Origin of the sequence: Paenibacillus sp. GCM10027626 (assembly GCF_042676285.1) — a bacterium.
GTDB lineage: Bacteria > Bacillota > Bacilli > Paenibacillales > Paenibacillaceae > Paenibacillus_Z.
Genome location: NZ_JBHTHC010000007.1, coordinates 221763 through 238891, shown reverse-complemented (window position 1 = coordinate 238891; position 17129 = coordinate 221763). Strand labels below are relative to the sequence as shown.

The 17129-nt window shown below is 52.1% G+C and carries 16 protein-coding genes; 14 read left to right on the top strand and 2 right to left on the bottom strand.

What is annotated here, in order from left to right; all coding sequences use genetic code 11:
- Positions 1–3 precede the first annotated feature (3 nt).
- From ACFQ0N_RS15765 to ACFQ0N_RS15740, 6 genes are all read left to right on the top strand, one after another.
- A complete protein-coding gene (locus tag ACFQ0N_RS15765; RefSeq protein WP_379327720.1) occupies positions 4–1170 on the top strand; it encodes a glycoside hydrolase family 88 protein in 1167 nt (388 codons plus the stop codon).
- A gap of 29 nt (positions 1171–1199) precedes the next feature.
- Positions 1200–2630, top strand: coding sequence for a hypothetical protein (locus tag ACFQ0N_RS15760; RefSeq protein ID WP_379327718.1), 1431 nt, complete (start codon positions 1200–1202; stop codon positions 2628–2630).
- A gap of 45 nt (positions 2631–2675) precedes the next feature.
- Positions 2676–3743, top strand: coding sequence for a Gfo/Idh/MocA family protein (locus tag ACFQ0N_RS15755; RefSeq protein WP_379327716.1), 1068 nt, complete (start codon positions 2676–2678; stop codon positions 3741–3743).
- Positions 3744–3765: 22 nt separating this feature from the next.
- Positions 3766–4578 carry a sugar phosphate isomerase/epimerase family protein gene (locus tag ACFQ0N_RS15750; protein WP_379327714.1) on the top strand — a complete coding sequence of 271 codons (813 nt, stop codon included), beginning with the start codon at positions 3766–3768 and terminating at the stop codon, positions 4576–4578.
- Positions 4575–5339 (top strand): SDR family NAD(P)-dependent oxidoreductase, encoded by a 765-nt coding sequence (locus ACFQ0N_RS15745; RefSeq protein WP_379327712.1) that lies wholly within the window; start codon positions 4575–4577, stop codon positions 5337–5339. Before ACFQ0N_RS15750 ends, ACFQ0N_RS15745 begins: the two co-directional genes overlap by 4 nt.
- 127 nt (positions 5340–5466) lie before the next feature.
- Positions 5467–7398 carry a DUF8034 domain-containing protein gene (locus tag ACFQ0N_RS15740; protein ID WP_379327710.1) on the top strand — a complete coding sequence of 644 codons (1932 nt, stop codon included), beginning with the start codon at positions 5467–5469 and terminating at the stop codon, positions 7396–7398.
- Between the two features lie 142 nt (positions 7399–7540).
- On the opposite strand, the gene ACFQ0N_RS15735 is transcribed toward ACFQ0N_RS15740, so the two are convergent.
- A complete protein-coding gene (locus ACFQ0N_RS15735) occupies positions 7541–8194 on the bottom strand; it encodes a DUF4097 family beta strand repeat-containing protein (RefSeq protein ID WP_379327708.1) in 654 nt (217 codons plus the stop codon).
- Positions 8195–8389: 195 nt separating this feature from the next.
- On the opposite strand from ACFQ0N_RS15735, the gene ACFQ0N_RS15730 reads away from it, so the two are divergent.
- The 8 genes from ACFQ0N_RS15730 to coaW all read left to right on the top strand — a co-directional run bounded on the left by ACFQ0N_RS15730 (position 8390) and on the right by coaW (position 16273).
- The gene (locus ACFQ0N_RS15730) at positions 8390–8539 is read left to right on the top strand and encodes a hypothetical protein (protein ID WP_379327706.1); all 150 of its coding nucleotides are present in this window, start codon (positions 8390–8392) and stop codon (positions 8537–8539) included.
- Between the two features lie 111 nt (positions 8540–8650).
- Positions 8651–10132 (top strand): protein adenylyltransferase SelO, encoded by a 1482-nt coding sequence (locus ACFQ0N_RS15725; protein WP_379327704.1) that lies wholly within the window; start codon positions 8651–8653, stop codon positions 10130–10132.
- Positions 10133–10330: 198 nt separating this feature from the next.
- Positions 10331–11209, top strand: a complete 879-nt coding sequence (locus tag ACFQ0N_RS15720) for a hypothetical protein (protein WP_379327702.1) — start codon at positions 10331–10333, stop codon at positions 11207–11209.
- Positions 11210–11347: 138 nt separating this feature from the next.
- Positions 11348–12523: a chromate transporter gene (locus ACFQ0N_RS15715; RefSeq protein ID WP_379327700.1), complete on the top strand. Its 1176-nt coding sequence runs from the start codon at positions 11348–11350 to the stop codon at positions 12521–12523.
- A 27-nt stretch (positions 12524–12550) separates the two neighbouring features.
- Positions 12551–13315, top strand: coding sequence for a class I SAM-dependent methyltransferase (locus ACFQ0N_RS15710; protein WP_379327698.1), 765 nt, complete (start codon positions 12551–12553; stop codon positions 13313–13315).
- A 481-nt stretch (positions 13316–13796) separates the two neighbouring features.
- On the top strand, positions 13797–14561 hold the full coding sequence (locus ACFQ0N_RS15705; protein ID WP_379327696.1) for an alpha/beta fold hydrolase: 765 nt from the start codon (positions 13797–13799) through the stop codon (positions 14559–14561).
- 43 nt (positions 14562–14604) lie between these two features.
- A complete protein-coding gene (locus ACFQ0N_RS15700; RefSeq protein ID WP_379327694.1) occupies positions 14605–15291 on the top strand; it encodes an MIP/aquaporin family protein in 687 nt (228 codons plus the stop codon).
- 184 nt (positions 15292–15475) lie between these two features.
- Complete coding sequence (gene coaW, locus ACFQ0N_RS15695) at positions 15476–16273, top strand: type II pantothenate kinase (RefSeq protein ID WP_379327692.1); 798 nt, start codon at positions 15476–15478, stop codon at positions 16271–16273.
- 36 nt (positions 16274–16309) lie between these two features.
- Here the strand turns inward: coaW and ACFQ0N_RS15690 are convergent, their stop codons facing one another.
- Entirely contained in the window at positions 16310–17119 is an 810-nt protein-coding gene (locus ACFQ0N_RS15690) for a helix-turn-helix transcriptional regulator (RefSeq protein ID WP_379327690.1), read from the bottom strand.
- Positions 17120–17129: the final 10 nt, after the last annotated feature.

Genomic DNA, 17129 nt, shown 5'->3' with positions numbered 1-17129 from the left:
TCCATGAATTACGATGACGCGATTCATAAAGTACTGCGCAAAACAAGGCTTAATATGAGCATGTTCTCCGGGGAGGCGGCGCCGGTGGTGACGGTGAACGGCTCATACGCCGCCCGTGCGGAAAGCTTTTACGACCGGAATCATTGGACGCTGTCCTTCCTGACCGGAACCGTCCTGCACGGATTTCATGCGACAGGCGAGTTGGAATTTCTGCGGTATGTGTACGGATTTGCCGATATGTACAGGCACAAGGCGTACGACCTGTCCGAAGATACGATGCACGACCTCGGATTTCTGTATTCCTTATACTCCGCGGCGTTGTACCAGACGACCGGAGACCCGGGAGCAAGGCGTACGGCGCTCAAAGCGGCGGACGAGTTGGCGAAACGATTTTTACCGCTTAGCGGAATGATTCAGGCCTGGGACCGGATGGACGAACTGGAGAAGAAGGACGGCGCCACAATGATTGCCGATACGATGATGAATTTGCCGCTGCTGCTGTGGGCTTGGAAGGAAACCGGGAACCTCTACTACAAACAAGTGGCGATGTCGCATGCAGATACGACCGCGAAATATATGGTACGTTCGGACGGCTCGATCTACCACGCCTACGAGTTCCGAACCGAAGACGGAGCACCGGCCGGGCCGCGCAACTACTGCGGCTTCGGGCTCGAATCGGCCTGGGCAAGAGGCACGGCCTGGGCGATTTACGGCTTTGTGCTGGCTTATCGCTATACGGGCCACGCGGCTAAGCTCGACACCGCACTCCGGCTCATTGCGTTCTATCTGTCGCAGCTTCCGGACGACGGGGTACCAGTGTGGGATTTCCGTCTGGCTGCCGACCGGCCGCGGATTAAAGACGTATCAGCCGCCGCAATCGCCGCTTGCGCACTTCTCGAGCTGTCCGATATGGATGCAGCAAAGTATGGCGGTTACCGCAAGCAAGCCGAACGAATGATCGAATCGCTGTCCTCGCCGTTTCATTTGACGGACAACGAGGAGATCGAATCGTCGCTTGTCAACTTTCCGGATGGCACCTACTCGCCGGAGCAGCTCGCGCAATATGACCGGGACAGCGGCGGCATTGGCGAAACAGGCACGGTATTTGGGGATTATTTTTACATGGAAGCGTTGATGAAACTGTCGGGTAAATCCACATTTCATTGGTAGCGGAGAAACAGAATGAGGAGATGAAAACTATGAAACCGAACGTAGCGGCATTAGGGAACTGGATGGCCTCTTGGGTGAATGCGGAGGGAGCGATCTACGGATTTCACAATCACTCCGTATGGGGTGACAATCCTTACCGCTGGAATGATTACACGTCGGGACATACGACATGGGCTAGCCCTTTCCTGATCGGCTTGGCTATGCTGCTCAAGCAGGAGATGAACGAAAAAGGCCGGGAGCTGCTCAGCCGGATGATTGCATTCCAGACGTCGGCCTTTCAACCGAATGGAGAGTTTGCCCATGTCGGATTTCAGGTTGGGGAGACGCTTCAATGGGGACTTATTCACAATGTTCATACCGACGTGTCGCTGGCGCTTACCGCCATGTACGGGCAGGATTACCTGACGGCGGAGGAGATGGAAAACATCCGCCTGGCGATTCTGCGCAATTTGGAAGCTTGTCGGAGATACGGCGAGGGACGGCCGGACGAGGAAGGCACCTGCAATCAGGAGTACGCGCGGGTGTGGGCCAAACTGTTGTTTCAAATCGTGTACCGCGACGACCGTTGGAAGGATGAGATTCCGCAGGATCTGGACTTCATAATCGACCGATTCCATGTTCGCGGCATGCCGGACGATGAGTGCGAAGGCACGCTGCGCACCCTGACGATCCGCGATGTGACGGAGCCGGCGGAATATTACGGCTTGATGATCGCACCGCTCGTGCTTGCTTACGAGGTATACGGAGATGAGAAATATTTGCGGCACGCGGGCGCGCTGTGTAAGCATATTGTTCGCTCCGCATGGACGGATAGCAGCAGGCAATCGCGGGTTCACCGCTTCTGGGTGAAAGTGGAGTCCGGCTGGCGAAAAGTCGATTCGCCGATGCTGATCGCCGGCATGGGCCATACGCTTTACGGCATCGCCCGCTATCTTGAACATACTGCGGATGAGCAATGCAAGGAATTCATAAGGCGCAGCGATGCGACTTATGCTTACTATCAAAATCCGCGGGGTTATTTCACCTCAGCTACCGGCTGGTTGAACGAATCCGACGTGGCGCCGAGCACAGGGTGGCATGCCCATGATTTCTACTCTTTTGCCTATCGGCACGGCATAAACGACTCCTTCTGGGAGACATTCTGGAAGCCGTACGAGCGAACCTCCATTCTGCTCGGCGATCAATGTTTCTGGATCGAGAGCGGCAAACACTGGGCGATCGGGGATTACTTCTGGTTGGACACCTTCAAGCTGTTCGGGCGCAAAGACGAGCCGCTCTTCGGTCGAGAGTGCCCGTCGTGGATCGACCCGGCCAAATCACTGCCGGATCGGCTGTTGTATCCGGGAGGCATTCCCGATTTTCTGCGGATGAACGAAGGCATTTATTTGAAAGCCGCGCAGGCGGACGGACTGGATATCACCTCGGTGGCTGCAGCCCCTTACAAAGGGTTGTTGAGGTAAGGCGTTCTCGTAAGGCCGGGTGGGGCACAAAGGAGAAGCGATAAAATGGATACGATGAACGGGAACGTCCGCATCGGCATCGTCGGCTGCGGCGTAATTGCCCAATCGCACCTTGAGGCGGTGGGGGAATTCCCCTGGATGGAAGCGGTAGCCGCCGCCGATATCCGCGAGGAGGCGGTGCGGGAGCTGGCGGGCCGATTCGGAATCGGCTCCGTCTATACGGATGCCAATGAGCTTATTGACGATCCGCAGGTGGATGGAATCATATTCGCGATGCCGCCGAAAGGCAGAACCGACCTTGCCCTCAAGGCGTTTGCCGCCGGCAAGCATGTGCTGCTGGAGAAGCCGGCGGCGATGAACGCAGCGGAGCTGAGCCGGCTGATTGCGGCGCGGGGCGGACTTGTGGCCGCAAGCTGCACGGCTCGGCTGCGGTTTCTGGAGCACGCCCGTTTGGCCGCGGATATCGTCGCTTCGGGGGAACTTGGCGAGCTGCGCGTTATTTACAGCCGCGTACTCGATGCCGCAATGGAAGCTCCTGAGCGGCTCCCGCCGTTATGGCGGCTGAGCAAGTCCTCAAACGGAGGCGGGATCATGTCGAATTGGGGCAGCTACGAGTTGGATTATTTGCTTGGAGTTACCGGATGGACGCTAACGCCGCAGGCCGTACTCGCCCAGACCTGGACTATTCCGGGAACGATCGGGCATCACGTACCGGACGGCTCGGATGCGGAGACGCATGCGATCGCGCTGATACGCGCCAAGGACGGGCAAGTGCTGCAAATCGAGCGCGGCGAATATATGGCCGCTCATAATTCCAAGCAGTGGCAAATCATCGGCGCGAAGGGCTCACTCGCGCTCGAGACAGGCGCGGATCAAGTGAAACGGCTGATCCTTGACCGGTTGAACCCTGAGCAGGGAGTCCGATCGGAGACGGTATGGGAAGGTACGGAGGACTTTCACATGTGCCGCGACGGATTAATCGGCGATTTTGGCGAGGCAGTCGCACGCGGAACGAATCCGAAGACCGGTCTGGAGCAAGCATTGCTCGTTCAACGGATCATCGATGCCATCTATGCTTCGGCCAAGCTGGGGCGTGCGGTTGATATCGGTTAATGAAGGAGAAGGAGGTATGCGAATGAAGTATGCTTTTGTCAGCTTTTCATGTCAGGAACTGATACTTGAGGATGTGCTCGCGGCGGCAAGTCGTTACGGTTACGCAGGCTTCGAGCCGCGTGTCGGCTGCGGACACCGGCACGGCATCGAGTTGGAAGCCTCCGGTGCCGAGCGGCAGCGAATCAGGGAAGCTGCGAGCCGGTCCGGTATCGAGCTGTGTTGTCTGGGTACTTCGTGCGAATATATCGATCCGGCGACCGCACAGGAGCAGATCGAACTGACCTGCCGCTATATCGACCTTGCATGCGATGTGGGCGCTTCGCTGGTCAAAGTGTTCTGCGGCGAGCTCCCTCTGGGCAGAACGGTGCGGGAATCGCTTCATGTCGTGGCGGCAAGCTTGCGGGAAATCGCGCCATATGCCGCGTCGAAAGGAATCAAGGTTGTCGTAGAGACGCATGATCACTGGTCCGATCCGTCGGACATGGCGGATTTAATGCGTCTTGTCGATCATGCTTCGATCAAAGTGCTCTGGGATGTGATGCATACGCAAAGAGAGGGATTTACTGCGATGGAGGAGGCGTATCGGATTGTCGAGCCATGGCTCGCGCATGTTCATATCCATGACGGATTGACCACTCTCGACCGTCTGCAATTGCTGCCGATTGGGACAGGCGACTTCGATCATTTCAAGCTGCTTCAGCTGCTGCAGGAGGGCGGTTATGAAGGTTATCTGTCCGGTGAATGGGTCGAGTGGGAGCCTTATGATATCCATTTACCCCGCGAGCTCGCGGCAATGAGACAGTTAGAAGCTCGCTTGATAGGGTCAAAGCCATGAAGGAGCTATATGATAAAACGGCGTTGATTACCGGCTCGACAAGCGGCATCGGCAGAGCTGCGGCAATCGGGCTGGCCAAGCAAATGGTTAAAGTGTGCATTACCGGGCTCGAGCGTTCGCTTGGCGAGGAGACGGCAGGAGAGATAGAGGCCGCTGGAGGCGAAGCGCTGTTCGTGCAAGCCGATCTTCGTGATCCAGCGGCCCCTCCCGAAATCGTGCGCCAGACGACGGATCGTTGGGGCAGATTGGATATCGTCGTTAACAGCGCGGGTCTGCCGTGCAATAAGCCTTATGATCGGATTACGCATGACGAGTGGGACCGTTTGTTCGATGTGAACGTTAAGGCCGCTTTTTTCGTCGTTCAGGAGGCCCTGCCCTGGCTGATTCAAAGCAAGGGGGTTGTCATTAATATCAGCTCGACCGCAAGACTGATTAATGAGCGCAACAATCTTGTATACGATACGCTGAAAGCGGCGCTTAATCATATGACGAGGGGGCTCGCGCTGGATTTGCGCGAGACGGGCGTACGGGTAAACGCAATTATGCCTGGCGGAACCGCAACCCCGATGCTAATGCGGTGGTTCGAGCAGCAAGGCATCACCGGTGAGGAAGCGAAGCGTGCCTATCAGGCCAGTCTGCGTGAAGAGATGGTAGCCGACCCGAAGCGGATCGCCGATGCCATCGTGATGTTGGCGGGCGATCGCGCTTCCTGGATCAACAGCGCGGAAATTCCCGTCGACGGCGGCAAGTATTTGGGTTGAGGAGTGCTGATTTTTCTCCAAGCTGTTCAAACACATATATGGGGTATCCCCGCTTCATTTCCGCTACAAAGGTGTTCTGTCGGAGAGGCATCCCCCAGGCATTGATGCCCCGGAAAGGAGTTAATGTATGGATAAAAGCAAACCGATTGACGGCTTCGCAAGCCTCACCGTTCGCAATTATTGGGCGCCTCCGGAGTGGGCGCTGCTGGAGCGCCTCTTATTTCGGGTACTGAACGAAGCTGCAGTTGAATTCGTGCGGCGTTATACCCGCTCGGAATCGGACGCTACGCTGATCTGGCGCGAATCGTGGCCGGGGATGGACGGCTCGGACGATCCGTACGAAGGTTTCATGAATCTCCCTCTGCTTTATTCGCTCGGGGGCAGCGACGATCTGCTGCCAATGGCGCACCGCGTATGGGATGCGATCACATGGCAGTGGACGCAGTACGGCCAAATTCACGACGAGTTTGACGGATACTACGATTGGATGCATCACGGCGAAGGGTATTTATATTTCTATTTCTTCGGTCTGACCTCGCCAAGCGAGAGCAGAACGGTGCAAAGAGCGGTCAAGTTCGCCGGCTTCTACAGCGGCGAGCATCCAGAAGCGGCCAATTACGACAAGCGCAAGAAGCTCATGCGCTCGCCCATTACCGGCAGCCGGGGACCGCGTCATATTCAGACGGAGGAAGACTGGGTAACGCACCGGGAAGTCCTCGACAATTATTTGCCTCCGTTCGAGGACATTCCTGGCATTGACGGGAACGGTTCTGTCTGTCTGTGGTCCGATGATCGCGTTTATGGCGAGATATTGAAGCGAATCAATGAAAGACAGTCCAAGGGAGACGTTCCGCTCAATCTGCTGGCCTCTTCGCTGCTGGCCAATGCTTATATGTATACAGGCGACGAGCAGTATCGCACCTGGGTGCTTGATTACCTGGAGGCATGGCAGGAGCGGACCAAGCGCAACGGTGGCATCACGCCGGATAACATCGGATTGTCGGGCGAGATCGGCGAGTACAACGACGGAAAGTGGTGGGGCGGCTATTACGGCTGGCGTTGGCCGCACGGAAGCTTCTCGATCCTGGAGCCGCTGGTCGTGGCAGGCAGCAATGCGGTGCTGCTCACGGGCGATCGCCGCGCTCTGGATCTGGCCCGGTCCCAGCTCGACATGCTGTGGGAGAAGGGAAAGCTCGATGATGGGATACGGCTCGTTCCCAATCGCCATTACGATGACGGTTGGCGGGATTTCCGCATTCAGCATCCGATGTATCCGATTTATCTGTGGAATATTTCCATGGCGGAAGAGGATGCGCAGAGAGCGGAGAGAGGCTGGCCAGAGGGCTGGTGGGAGAAGGTCAATTCGAACTATAACGACTACGATGACGGTTCCAATGGCGTCCATATGGGCTTCAACGCCAATACGGCGCAATGGTTCCGTTACATCCGCGGTCAATCGCCTGACTATCCGGAGAACCTGCTGAGCGCCAACCTGGAGACGATTGCCCGACAGTTGGAGAAGCTGAGGTCGGATGAATTCGATCCGCGACGCTGGGATCCTAATAAGTCCTCCATGGACATTCATATATGGCAGGAGTTGACCCCTCTGATCGTCGAGGGATTGGCGCAGCTCACGCTGGGAGGTCCCATGCACCTCTATCACGGCGGCTTGCAGCACGCGCGCGTTCGTTACTACGATGCGTCGAAGCGGCGTCCCGGACTCCCGGAAGACGTAGCGGCGCTTGTCGAGCATCTAACGGACGACACTGTTACGCTGCAGCTTGTGAATATGAGTCTGTTCGAGGAAAAGGAGCTGATCGTGCAAGCCGGCACTTTCGGAGAGCACCGGTTTGTGCAGGTGGAGCAATATGGGCAGGACGGCGGTCTGGAGCAAATCGTTCCCGCGGACGGGAAATGGTTTCATATCCGGCTTGGAAGCGGAGCGGGTGCCAAGCTCCATATGAAGATGGAGCGCTACATGCAGCCGCCGTCTTATGCAACGCCATGGAGCGCGGCGCCCGGGGAAGGAACGCTTATCCGGGGAAGAGAACTCGATTAACAACCGCGATCAGCAGAAGCGCGTGGAGCTTTCGCAGCATGAAATTGGCAAAGCTGAAGCAAAGAGCAGCCCGTTTCTCATGAGCGGACTGCTCTTTTGTTGGCGATATCTTATCCAGATCTGCAGGGGAGTTCAAGTTGCTTTATTTTACCGTTATATTTCCAGAAGTAGTTTGGAGCTGCACATGAAATGAGCCATCTCCTGTTTGACCCTGTGTCTTTTTGTTACTTTGTTGACGATTGTCTATTGGAATGGCAATCGATCGTCTGCCGCTACCAGATTGCAAAAGCCAGTTTATACTGGAGTTTTTGTCTTTCAGATTTAAAAGAATATTTCCGCTTTTAACAGAAACATTTATATTGCTATTTATTTCTAAATATTCGAGTGATACACTTCCGCTGCTCCCCTGAATGTCGAGCTGCTGAACGTTTATATTTTTTATGTTCACGTTGCCGGAAGAACCGTCAACTGTTAATTTTCCCTCATAAGAAGTCGGAATCCGGATAGATAAAGAAGGCGTTTTTCCGATATTAAGCATGCGTCTGACATCGCTTTTTGGACGAATTTTAATTGTTTGTTTCCCCTCCTCGATAACAAATCCCTTATGCAAAAATGAGGAAACTTCGAGCGACTCTATATCCGCAGATTCTACTTCCAGTGCTGTACTGCCATGGTCGATATGGATGAGATCTGCTTTTCCGAGCGAAATAGTTTGCCGATCATCATCTTCAATATTGTTACAGGCACCTAGAAATAGCATACACAGAAAAAGCAGAAAAACGTAGTATTTCTTCATTTCATCACCTCTTACTGTTGTGAAAATGATTATATAAGATTACGTGACGTCAATATCAAGTTTTTTTTACCGACTAAAATAATACTTGAAAGCGACGTCGCGTCATTTTTTATAATAAAGTCATTGAATCCCTTCCTCAGAAGTTATGACGTTATGGCGTGGAGGGAGAGAAATTTTCATAAGAGGAGTTAGTTTATGCAAAAAGGAGATATCATTATTTACGCATGTGTCATTATAGGAGCAGGGATTGGATTGCTGTTTAAACAAGCATTTCCTGGAGTGCTAGTCGGACTGGGATTGGGTTATTTAATTAAGTATGCGGTTTACAGTGACAAGGAAAAGTAGCACGCACAATTTCTTTCTTCGTAATGCGTGGGCATTGTGAAATAGGCTATAATAAATAGCAGGAGCAGATTACATAAGCTGCCAATGTCGAACGGAGAGAAGGAAAAACTTATGACAGATAACAAGGCGATGACAGATGCCGGCTGGAATTTTGACAATAGCTACGCTCGTTTGCCGGAACTTTTTTTCAGCAAGCTCGTGCCAGCGACATCCCGTTCGCCCAAGCTGATCGTGCTGAACGAAGCGTTGGCCGCGTCGCTCGGATTAAATGCTGCAGCTTTGCAGAGCGAAGAGGGAACTGCCGTTTTAGCGGGCAATAAAATTCCGGAAGGGGCCGAGCCTCTCGCACAAGCATATGCCGGACATCAATTCGGCTATTTCACCATGTTGGGGGATGGCCGGGCATTATTGCTCGGGGAGCAAATTACACCTGCAGGTGAACGAATGGATATCCAGTACAAAGGTTCGGGAATAACGCCGTATTCCCGTCAAGGCGACGGGCGCGCGGCGCTGGGGCCTATGCTGCGCGAATACATCATCAGCGAAGCGATGCATGCGCTCGGTATACCTACAACCCGCAGTCTGGCTGTTGTCAGAACCGGTCAGCCCGTCATCCGGGAAACCGTGCAGAAGGGAGCGATTTTGACTCGCGTAGCGGCCAGTCATATTCGGGTCGGTACATTTCAATATGCTGAGAAATGGGGGACTGTTGAAGAGCTTCGCGCGTTAGCTGATTACACAATAGAGCGGCATTACCCGGAAATTGCCGGCGAGACTGGTGAGAACCGTTACTTATTGCTGCTGCAAAAGGTTATCGAGCGCCAGGCTGCTTTGATTGCGAAGTGGCAGCTTGCCGGTTTCATTCACGGTGTAATGAATACAGACAATATGGCGATTAGCGGAGAAACGATTGATTATGGTCCATGCGCTTTCATGGATACATATGATCCAGCGACTGTATTCAGCTCCATCGACTCCCAAGGCCGCTATGCTTACGGCAATCAGCCGGGTATTGGTGTGTGGAATTTGTCGAGATTGGCTGAATCGCTGCTGCCTTTGATCCATGAGCAAGAAGAGCAGGCCATTGCGATTGCCGAGGAAAAGCTTTCTGATTATGCTGAGCTGTATCACCGTCATTGGCTGTCGGGAATGAGAGCCAAGCTGGGGCTCACTACTATTGAGCTGGAAGACGAGTCTCTAGTTGAGCAGCTGCTGGGGCTGATGCAAAAGTATCAAGCGGATTATACGAATACATTTCGTGCATTAACGCTGAATAAGCTGGAAAATACAGCTCTCTTTGGAAGCTCGGAGTTTAATGAATGGCATGAGAAGTGGCAGGAGAGACTTGGACGGCAGCCGCTGGACAAGGCTGCTGCACAGCAAGTGATGAAAGAGCACAATCCGGCTATTATTCCCCGTAACCACCGGGTAGAGGAAGCTTTGGAAGCGGCAGAAAATTGCGGTGATTACAGCATCATGATGAAATTGCTGAAGGTGTTGTCCGATCCTTACGCTTATACGGCCGATCAAGAGGAATATGCTGCTTTGCCAGAAGCGTCCGAGCGGCCATATCGAACGTACTGCGGAACGTAGAATGTGAGCCCATATTTGCAATAGGCTGTCTATGTATTACTGGAGCAGCCTATTTGGGCTGGGAAGCAGTACTATAAAAGTTAGAACTACCTGATTCAGGCGTTATCCGATAACATGAATGTGAGCCGAACTTAGCGGGCAACCGTTGTGTTCGAAATCACATCCAGCATCATGAAATTGGAAGGAGCGCATAATGAATTGAGGTATACAGCTATTATTTTGAGTGCATTAGGGGCATTGCTTCTCGTATGGTCAGCACAGCCTCTGCTGCTTATGTGGCAGGAGATGAGCACTGGAGACCGTGTCAGGCAAGAGCTGCAGATCGACCGGATTTATGCTAACGACGTATGGAACCAGGTGTCGATACTCGGCGACGGCCCGACGATACCTGTACCGAATATGACCGTCACGAATACGATCCTGTCTGGCGGTAAATCGTTAGATCTTCATACTATGGAAGACTACTACAAAATTTTAAGTCAATCCGGCGAAACGGCGCTTCAGTATGCCAGAGAATATACTTGGGAAGGCAACACAATTCGTGTTCAAGACGAAATTGAACCGGGGCTGCATCAGCAAGATAGCCGCCAAACCGCTTCTCTATCGATTACAATCAATGATGCCGACTGGTCGGCAGCCAGCTCCGTAGATGTTAGGCCATATTTTCTGGATGAAAACCGGTATCATGGTTATTTCGGCATGTTGGCTGTGAAGGAGAAGGGGGTTGAAAAGCTGCTGCTTATTCAACGCGTCACTGGTACCGACCCTGATTTCGTAAAGGAAAAAGAGCTGGGCTGGCGAATTCTTACAATAGAGAAAAACGGGAGTGTGCAAGAGGATATATTCGCATATGAGGATCGCGCTGCAATTCCAAAACGGGTCAATTTCGTCAATCTTTCCTCGACCTCTCCAATTTCATTGGGTTACCGGTCCAATATATTGCAAGGCTGGCCCAATCTTTTCTTTCCGCTTTTATACCCGTGGACTAGTGGGCTCGTAGGATTGTTATTGTTGATAACAGGGGGGACATGGGGCCTCGTCAAACTGCGAATGAAACGACGCGTCAAGCGCTGCTAAAAGGAGCGGCGATTGATATTGCGTTAACATTTTCCTTCTATAATATACTCGATATGAATTGGGGAGGGGAGTAGGGAGTAAGGGGGAGGACCGCTTTGCTCAAGCGTGAAACCCACGGCCTGAATCCGCGTGATAACGATGAATTTTAAACTGTTAGAAGTATTGATGGTATCCATGAAGCTGGGGTTGACCTCATTCGGCGGTCCGGTCGCTCATCTAGGTTATTTTCACAACGAGTATATAAAGCGGAGAAAATGGATGGATGAGCAAAGCTACGCTGATCTCGTTGCGCTTTGTCAGTTTCTTCCCGGGCCTGCGAGCAGCCAGGTCGGGATTGGCATTGGGGTTATGCGCGCAGGCTTATTGGGCGGGCTCGCAGCATGGATTGGGTTTACCCTTCCTTCCGTGATCGCCTTAGTACTGTTTGCTTTCCTGCTGCAGGGGTTTGATATTAGCAGCGCCGGATGGATTCATGGGTTGAAAATAGTCGCGGTGGCGATTGTCGCTCAGGCGATATTAGGAATGGGACAAAAGCTGGCTCCTGATCGGGGCAGAGCAACGATCGCAATCTTTGCTGCGGCGGCAGCTTTATTATGGCAGACGGCATTCAGCCAGGTTGCCATTATCTTTGTGTCAGGCATAGTTGGTTGGATGCTTTACAAAAATACCGGTATTTCTGAACGGCCCGCTCTTCAAATTCCTATAAGTCGACTGCTTGCCGCAGCCTGTCTTATTGTCTATTTCGGCTTATTGTTTTTGCTGCCGCTGTTAAGAGGAATAACTTCCTCCGAATCACTTGCTTTATTTGACAGCTTCTACAGAGCCGGATCGCTGGTGTTTGGCGGAGGGCACGTCGTCCTTCCATTGCTTGAAAGAGAGGTCGTACCTGCGGGCTGGCTGTCCCAAGCGGATTTTCTTGCCGGTTATGGAGCCGCCCAAGCGGTTCCAGGTCCGTTATTTACATTTGCTTCCTACTTGGGAGCGGTTATGAATGGTTGGTTAGGGGCTATGGTCGCAACGATCGCGATATTTTTGCCGGCTTTTCTGTTAGTTATTGGAGCCTTGCCCTACTGGGATACACTCAGAAGACTGCCTAAGATTCAAGGCGCTTTGGCTGGTGTAAATGCAGCAGTGGTTGGCCTGTTAATCGCGGCCTTTTACAATCCGATCTGGACAAGCTCTGTACTGTCCTCAGCGGATTTCGCGCTTGCCTTGATCCTTTTTATGATGCTTGTGTTCTGGAAAGCACCGCCGTGGATGGTGGTGATTGCAGGAGCCGTCGGAGGAACACTTGAATTTGTCTTTATAATGTAACTTGTATAATATCGGTGAGGTGAGACGATGCAAGAACAAATGGCAAAAGCGAACAAGGCGGCGTGGGAAACTAAAGCCTATCTGGCATGGGTTCGTACGTTCGGAACACCGGCAGAAATGGCTTTAGAGTTGAAGCAGACGCACCGCCATCATCTGCGTTACTGGCTTAAGTATATGGGGGATGTTGCTGGCAAGCGCGTGCTTAATTTGCTTGGATCGAATGGCCGAAAGGCGATTTCTTTAGCTTTGCTTGGCGCCGAAGTGACGGTGGTAGATATTTCGGAAGAAAATCGGATGTACGCGACCGAAACCGCTGCCGCCGCGGGCGTGCAGCTGCAATATATTTGCGCAGATGCGTTAAATATCCCTGATGAAGAGACTCTTGGCGAATATGATTTCGTGTTGATGGAATTTGGCATTTTGCATTATTTTTCAAATTTGAGTGATATATTTGCTATCGTTCATCGCAGGTTAGCTGCTCAAGGGAGGTTTTTATTGAGCGATTTTCATCCCTTCGCCCGTGCTTGGCTGCAAACGGATAATTTGAAGGAGCCGACTGGCAATTATTTTGATGACTCACTTAGAGAGGGCCCAATTGCTTATACCGATCTGTTTCCCGAGGAGGAACGTACCGGACTTCATAATGTACTCATACGAAGCTGGACGGTTGGTGATATTATTACGGCAATCGGTCAAATCGGCCTGTTTATTCGAACTTTTGAAGAAATACCAAGTGCCCAAAATCCGAAGCTTCCAGTATTCTATACATTAGTCGCTGATAAATTGGAGTGAGGAGATGCGTCATGAATTATTTTTCCCCTCATAATGTACCGGCAAATATGTTTACAAAAGCTAAGAAAATTGGGTCTGATCCCGGCTTCTGCACACGTTGCTTTTCTGATCGAGCGGCCGCGTAAGCGAAAGTATAAGCTGTATTTGCTGGAAAATGCCCGCCCCATTATTCCGGCCGCAGGCTACTCCATTCTGATTGCCGATAATTCCGAGGAAGCAAGGCGAAGGTTTGCTGAACGGATTCAATCCACTCGGTTAAATAATGGGGGTCATAATAAATGAAACTCCGAAAAATATGGTTGTTTATAGCAATTGTTGCTGTTGCCATTTGTGGAGCGCTTTGATAAGCAAGAAGTTTCATTGAAAGAAACAGGCATCGTACATTTAATGGTAGCGGACCTGTACAAAAATATATGGAGTAAAAAATAACCTGGCATCTGTCTAATCCTTTGTTGCTGGGGAAACAAGGAGGCCAAAGCAAATGCCGTATGCACAGGTTAATGACTTGGAAATTTTCTATGAGAAGATGGGGGTCGGTGACCCTGTTATTTTTTTGCACAGCGGATATTCCCGCGGCATACTGGCTTTCGCCAGCCAAATGCTTGATTTTCAAAAGCGGTATACTTGCTATTTTCCGGATTTCAGAGGGCATGGCAGGTCGCGTTGTGAAAGCCTGGCTTGGTCGACGCCACAGCTTGCCGAAGATATTGTCGCCTTTATGGAGCGGCAGGACATTCCGCGCGCTCATTTGATCGGTTACAGCTTGGGCGCTAATGTTGGTCTTTATGTAGCCGCTTTGCATCCTGAACGTGCTGCTACATTGACAACGATCGGTACTAGCGGTTTTTGCGATCCGACGGGGGCTGATGAGTTTGAGCCGGAATGGCTGGTTGAACACGGGATGCAGGACACGATCAATCAAATGATGGAACGCCATATGGATGCGCATCGAGGAAATTGGCAGGAGCATATGCGGCAATCCGCACAGGATTGGCGTCATTATCCCCAGCTGACGCCGGAGCAGCTTGGCAGTATTTCCTGTCCGGCATTGTTTATTACCGGGGAGCATGATCCGTTTGTCGGGGAACAGAAGGTGCAGCGGCTGTCTGGTATTGTCCAAGGGTCGCAGTACTTTGTTGTTCCGGACGGAAGTCATAGGCCTCATATGGTGCGTGAGTACCCTGATGCAGTCAACGATCGAATATTGCAATTTTTGGGGACTACGGAAAGTTTATTATTTGTTTAGTCACTCCCTGTATAGTAGTAAAGTCAAAGAGGGGAGGGAAAAAATGTATTCGTCTTGGAAGAAGTATGCAGCCGAATTTATCGGAACATTAGTGCTGGTACTGGTAGGATGCGGGAGCGCAGCGACTGCCGGGGGACAACTGGGGTATCTTGGAATTGCTTTCGCGTTTGGCTTGTCCATCGTGGCGATGGCTTATGTAATCGGGCCTATTTCCGGATGTCATATTAACCCTGCAGTTTCGTTGGCGATGCTCATTCGCCGGAAAATGTCCGGAACGGACTTTATCGGCTATGTGATTGCTCAGACTGCCGGAGCAGTGGCAGGTTCGGCGCTGTTATACGCCATTATCCATTCAACCGGCCAGTCAGTAGCCAGCCTGGGGCAGAACGGATTCGGCGAAGGGTATGGAATCGGAATTACTGTTACGATGGCTTTCATCGTGGAAATCGTGCTGACGTTCATCTTCATTTATGCCATTTTGGGCGTCACCTCCGATTCTGCCAACAGCCATGTTGTAGGGCTCGTGATCGGCTTGTCGCTAGTGCTCGTTCATATTTTGGGCATCGGCCTAACCGGCACGTCGGTCAATCCCGCGAGAAGCTTCGGCCCGGCAATTTTATTGGGCGGGGAAGCCTTATCGCAAGTATGGGTATTTCTTGTCGCTCCTTTCATCGGAGCGGCGCTGGCAGCTATTGCTTACCGGCTGTTGAATGCCCACAAAGCGGCGTAATGCGTAAGTGAATCAGAACAACCAGAAGCAGGAAGCTCTCCGTTCATAACGGGGAGCTTCTTTGTCATTGCCGGCTCAGACCAGAGTGGAAGCTTTATGGATCCGTTGACAGCTGTTCAGGCGGACGATACTATGAAATTAACCTGCAGAGATGAAGGAAAATGGAAGCGGAGTGACGATACGTATGAAAATAGGGATTGATGCCGGAGGCACGCTAATTAAAATAGCGATTTCAGACGGTGGAGCCTTCCGTTATCGGAAGTTTCTGTCCTCCAGACTGGAAGAAGCCGCTTCGTTCGTTAATCGGCTTGGTGCCGCAGAAATCGGGATTACAGGCGGGCGTGCGGCAATGCTGCAATCGTATATGAAGCAGCATGCAACCGAAATGTTGGAGTTTGAAGCGACCTGCCGCGGGGTCAGACACTTGCTTGATCAAGAAGGCATGTTGGAGCAAGCATACGTTGTCACAAATGTAGGGACAGGTACTTCAATTCATCATGTGGACCGGAACATTCAGCAGCGGCTTGGCGGTACTGGGGTCGGCGGCGGAACGCTGGTTGGTCTGGCGCGCTTGCTTGCCGGCATAGAGGAATATGAGGAAATCATCCGGCTGGCTGCAAAGGGGCGGCGGGATCGGGTGGATCTGAAGGTGTTCCATATCTATGAAGGAAAAGAGCCGCCAATACCGGGTGATTTAACAGCGAGCAATTTCGGGAATGTGCTGTCAGCGGCGGCTGCAAAGCAATATACAAAAGAAGAGTTGCTGGCTGCGGTAGTAGGGCTTGTTGGCGAGACGGTTGCAACTACGAGTGTTCTTGCCGCTGCTACATGCGGCGTTTCTTCGATCATATTCATCGGCTCATCATTTGTTGACAACAGCTTGCTGAAAGAAGTTGTGCAAACCTATACGAAGCTGCGGGGAGCAATCCCTATTTTCATCGCTAATGGTGAATATAGCGGCGCAATGGGCGCCGCTTTGTAGCACGCGAACAGGGAGGACGCTGCCTGCGACAATAAATTAATGATAGCTCTCCCGGCGAATTTCGCTTGGCGTCTGGCCAGTATGATGCTTAATGGTTCGAGCGAAATGGTAGGAAGTTTTGAAGCCGGCCTGCTCGGCAACTTCTCCGATGTTCAGTCCGGTGCTTTTGAGCAAGGCAATCCCTTGCTTCACCCGATATTGCCATAAATATTGCATCGGCGTCAGTGCTTCATCCCGATGAAACAAGCGAATCAAATGTTCGGGCGTTTTGCGGATCGCTCTCGCAATGTCATTCAAGGAAAGCTCATCGGCAAATTGCCGATGAATGATATCTTTGGCCTGGATGACAGCTGGATGCTTGGCCTCATTTTCATTCATGCGCTCGCATTCATGGGTGTAAAGCAGCAATGCGGATTTTCCCAGTGCAGCCATGAGCTCTCCGGCAGACGACCCGCCGCTACCCAAATGTGAATACATAAGATCGGTCAGCATATTCATTTTGTCGCTAATCGGGATAGAAAAAGGGAGGTGATCAAGCTGCAGCATGAGCACGGGATCAATCTCCCCAGCACTAACAGCAATCCAGCGATGCCAGGTTTCACGATTGGGGTCGAAGAAGAAGTGTTCGTTGCGGCCGGGCTTAAGCAATGCTACATGCCCGCAAGGAACGTTATGCTTTTCGCCATTAATCTCCACGATCATTGCGCCTGTATGCAATAGTACCAACTGCAGATCCTGCTGCACACGCGGGCCAAACGTTCCTCCCGGGCCGTAAATAACCGTTCCGGCATAAGCGCTGGTCACATCAAGCAGCGACAAGTATTCCTCCGGTTTCCGTCCACCCATGTACATGCCT

Bases quoted from the DNA above. Each gene is read 5' to 3' on its own strand.
- ACFQ0N_RS15710 (WP_379327698.1), top strand. From the start codon at position 12,551: ATGCAAGAACAAATGGCAAAAGCGAACAAGGCGGCGTGGGAAACTAAA.
- ACFQ0N_RS15740 (WP_379327710.1), top strand. From the start codon at position 5,467: ATGGATAAAAGCAAACCGATTGACGGCTTCGCAAGCCTCACCGTTCGC.
- ACFQ0N_RS15725 (WP_379327704.1), top strand. From the start codon at position 8,651: ATGACAGATAACAAGGCGATGACAGATGCCGGCTGGAATTTTGACAAT.
- ACFQ0N_RS15690 (WP_379327690.1), bottom strand. From the start codon at position 17,119: ATGGGTGGACGGAAACCGGAGGAATACTTGTCGCTGCTTGATGTGACC.
- ACFQ0N_RS15705 (WP_379327696.1), top strand. From the start codon at position 13,797: ATGCCGTATGCACAGGTTAATGACTTGGAAATTTTCTATGAGAAGATG.
- ACFQ0N_RS15730 (WP_379327706.1), top strand. From the start codon at position 8,390: ATGCAAAAAGGAGATATCATTATTTACGCATGTGTCATTATAGGAGCA.
- ACFQ0N_RS15735 (WP_379327708.1), bottom strand. From the start codon at position 8,194: ATGAAGAAATACTACGTTTTTCTGCTTTTTCTGTGTATGCTATTTCTA.
- ACFQ0N_RS15750 (WP_379327714.1), top strand. From the start codon at position 3,766: ATGAAGTATGCTTTTGTCAGCTTTTCATGTCAGGAACTGATACTTGAG.
- ACFQ0N_RS15715 (WP_379327700.1), top strand. From the start codon at position 11,348: ATGAATTTTAAACTGTTAGAAGTATTGATGGTATCCATGAAGCTGGGG.
- ACFQ0N_RS15760 (WP_379327718.1), top strand. From the start codon at position 1,200: ATGAAACCGAACGTAGCGGCATTAGGGAACTGGATGGCCTCTTGGGTG.
- coaW (WP_379327692.1), top strand. From the start codon at position 15,476: ATGAAAATAGGGATTGATGCCGGAGGCACGCTAATTAAAATAGCGATT.
- ACFQ0N_RS15700 (WP_379327694.1), top strand. From the start codon at position 14,605: ATGTATTCGTCTTGGAAGAAGTATGCAGCCGAATTTATCGGAACATTA.
- ACFQ0N_RS15745 (WP_379327712.1), top strand. From the start codon at position 4,575: ATGAAGGAGCTATATGATAAAACGGCGTTGATTACCGGCTCGACAAGC.
- ACFQ0N_RS15765 (WP_379327720.1), top strand. From the start codon at position 4: ATGAATTACGATGACGCGATTCATAAAGTACTGCGCAAAACAAGGCTT.
- ACFQ0N_RS15755 (WP_379327716.1), top strand. From the start codon at position 2,676: ATGGATACGATGAACGGGAACGTCCGCATCGGCATCGTCGGCTGCGGC.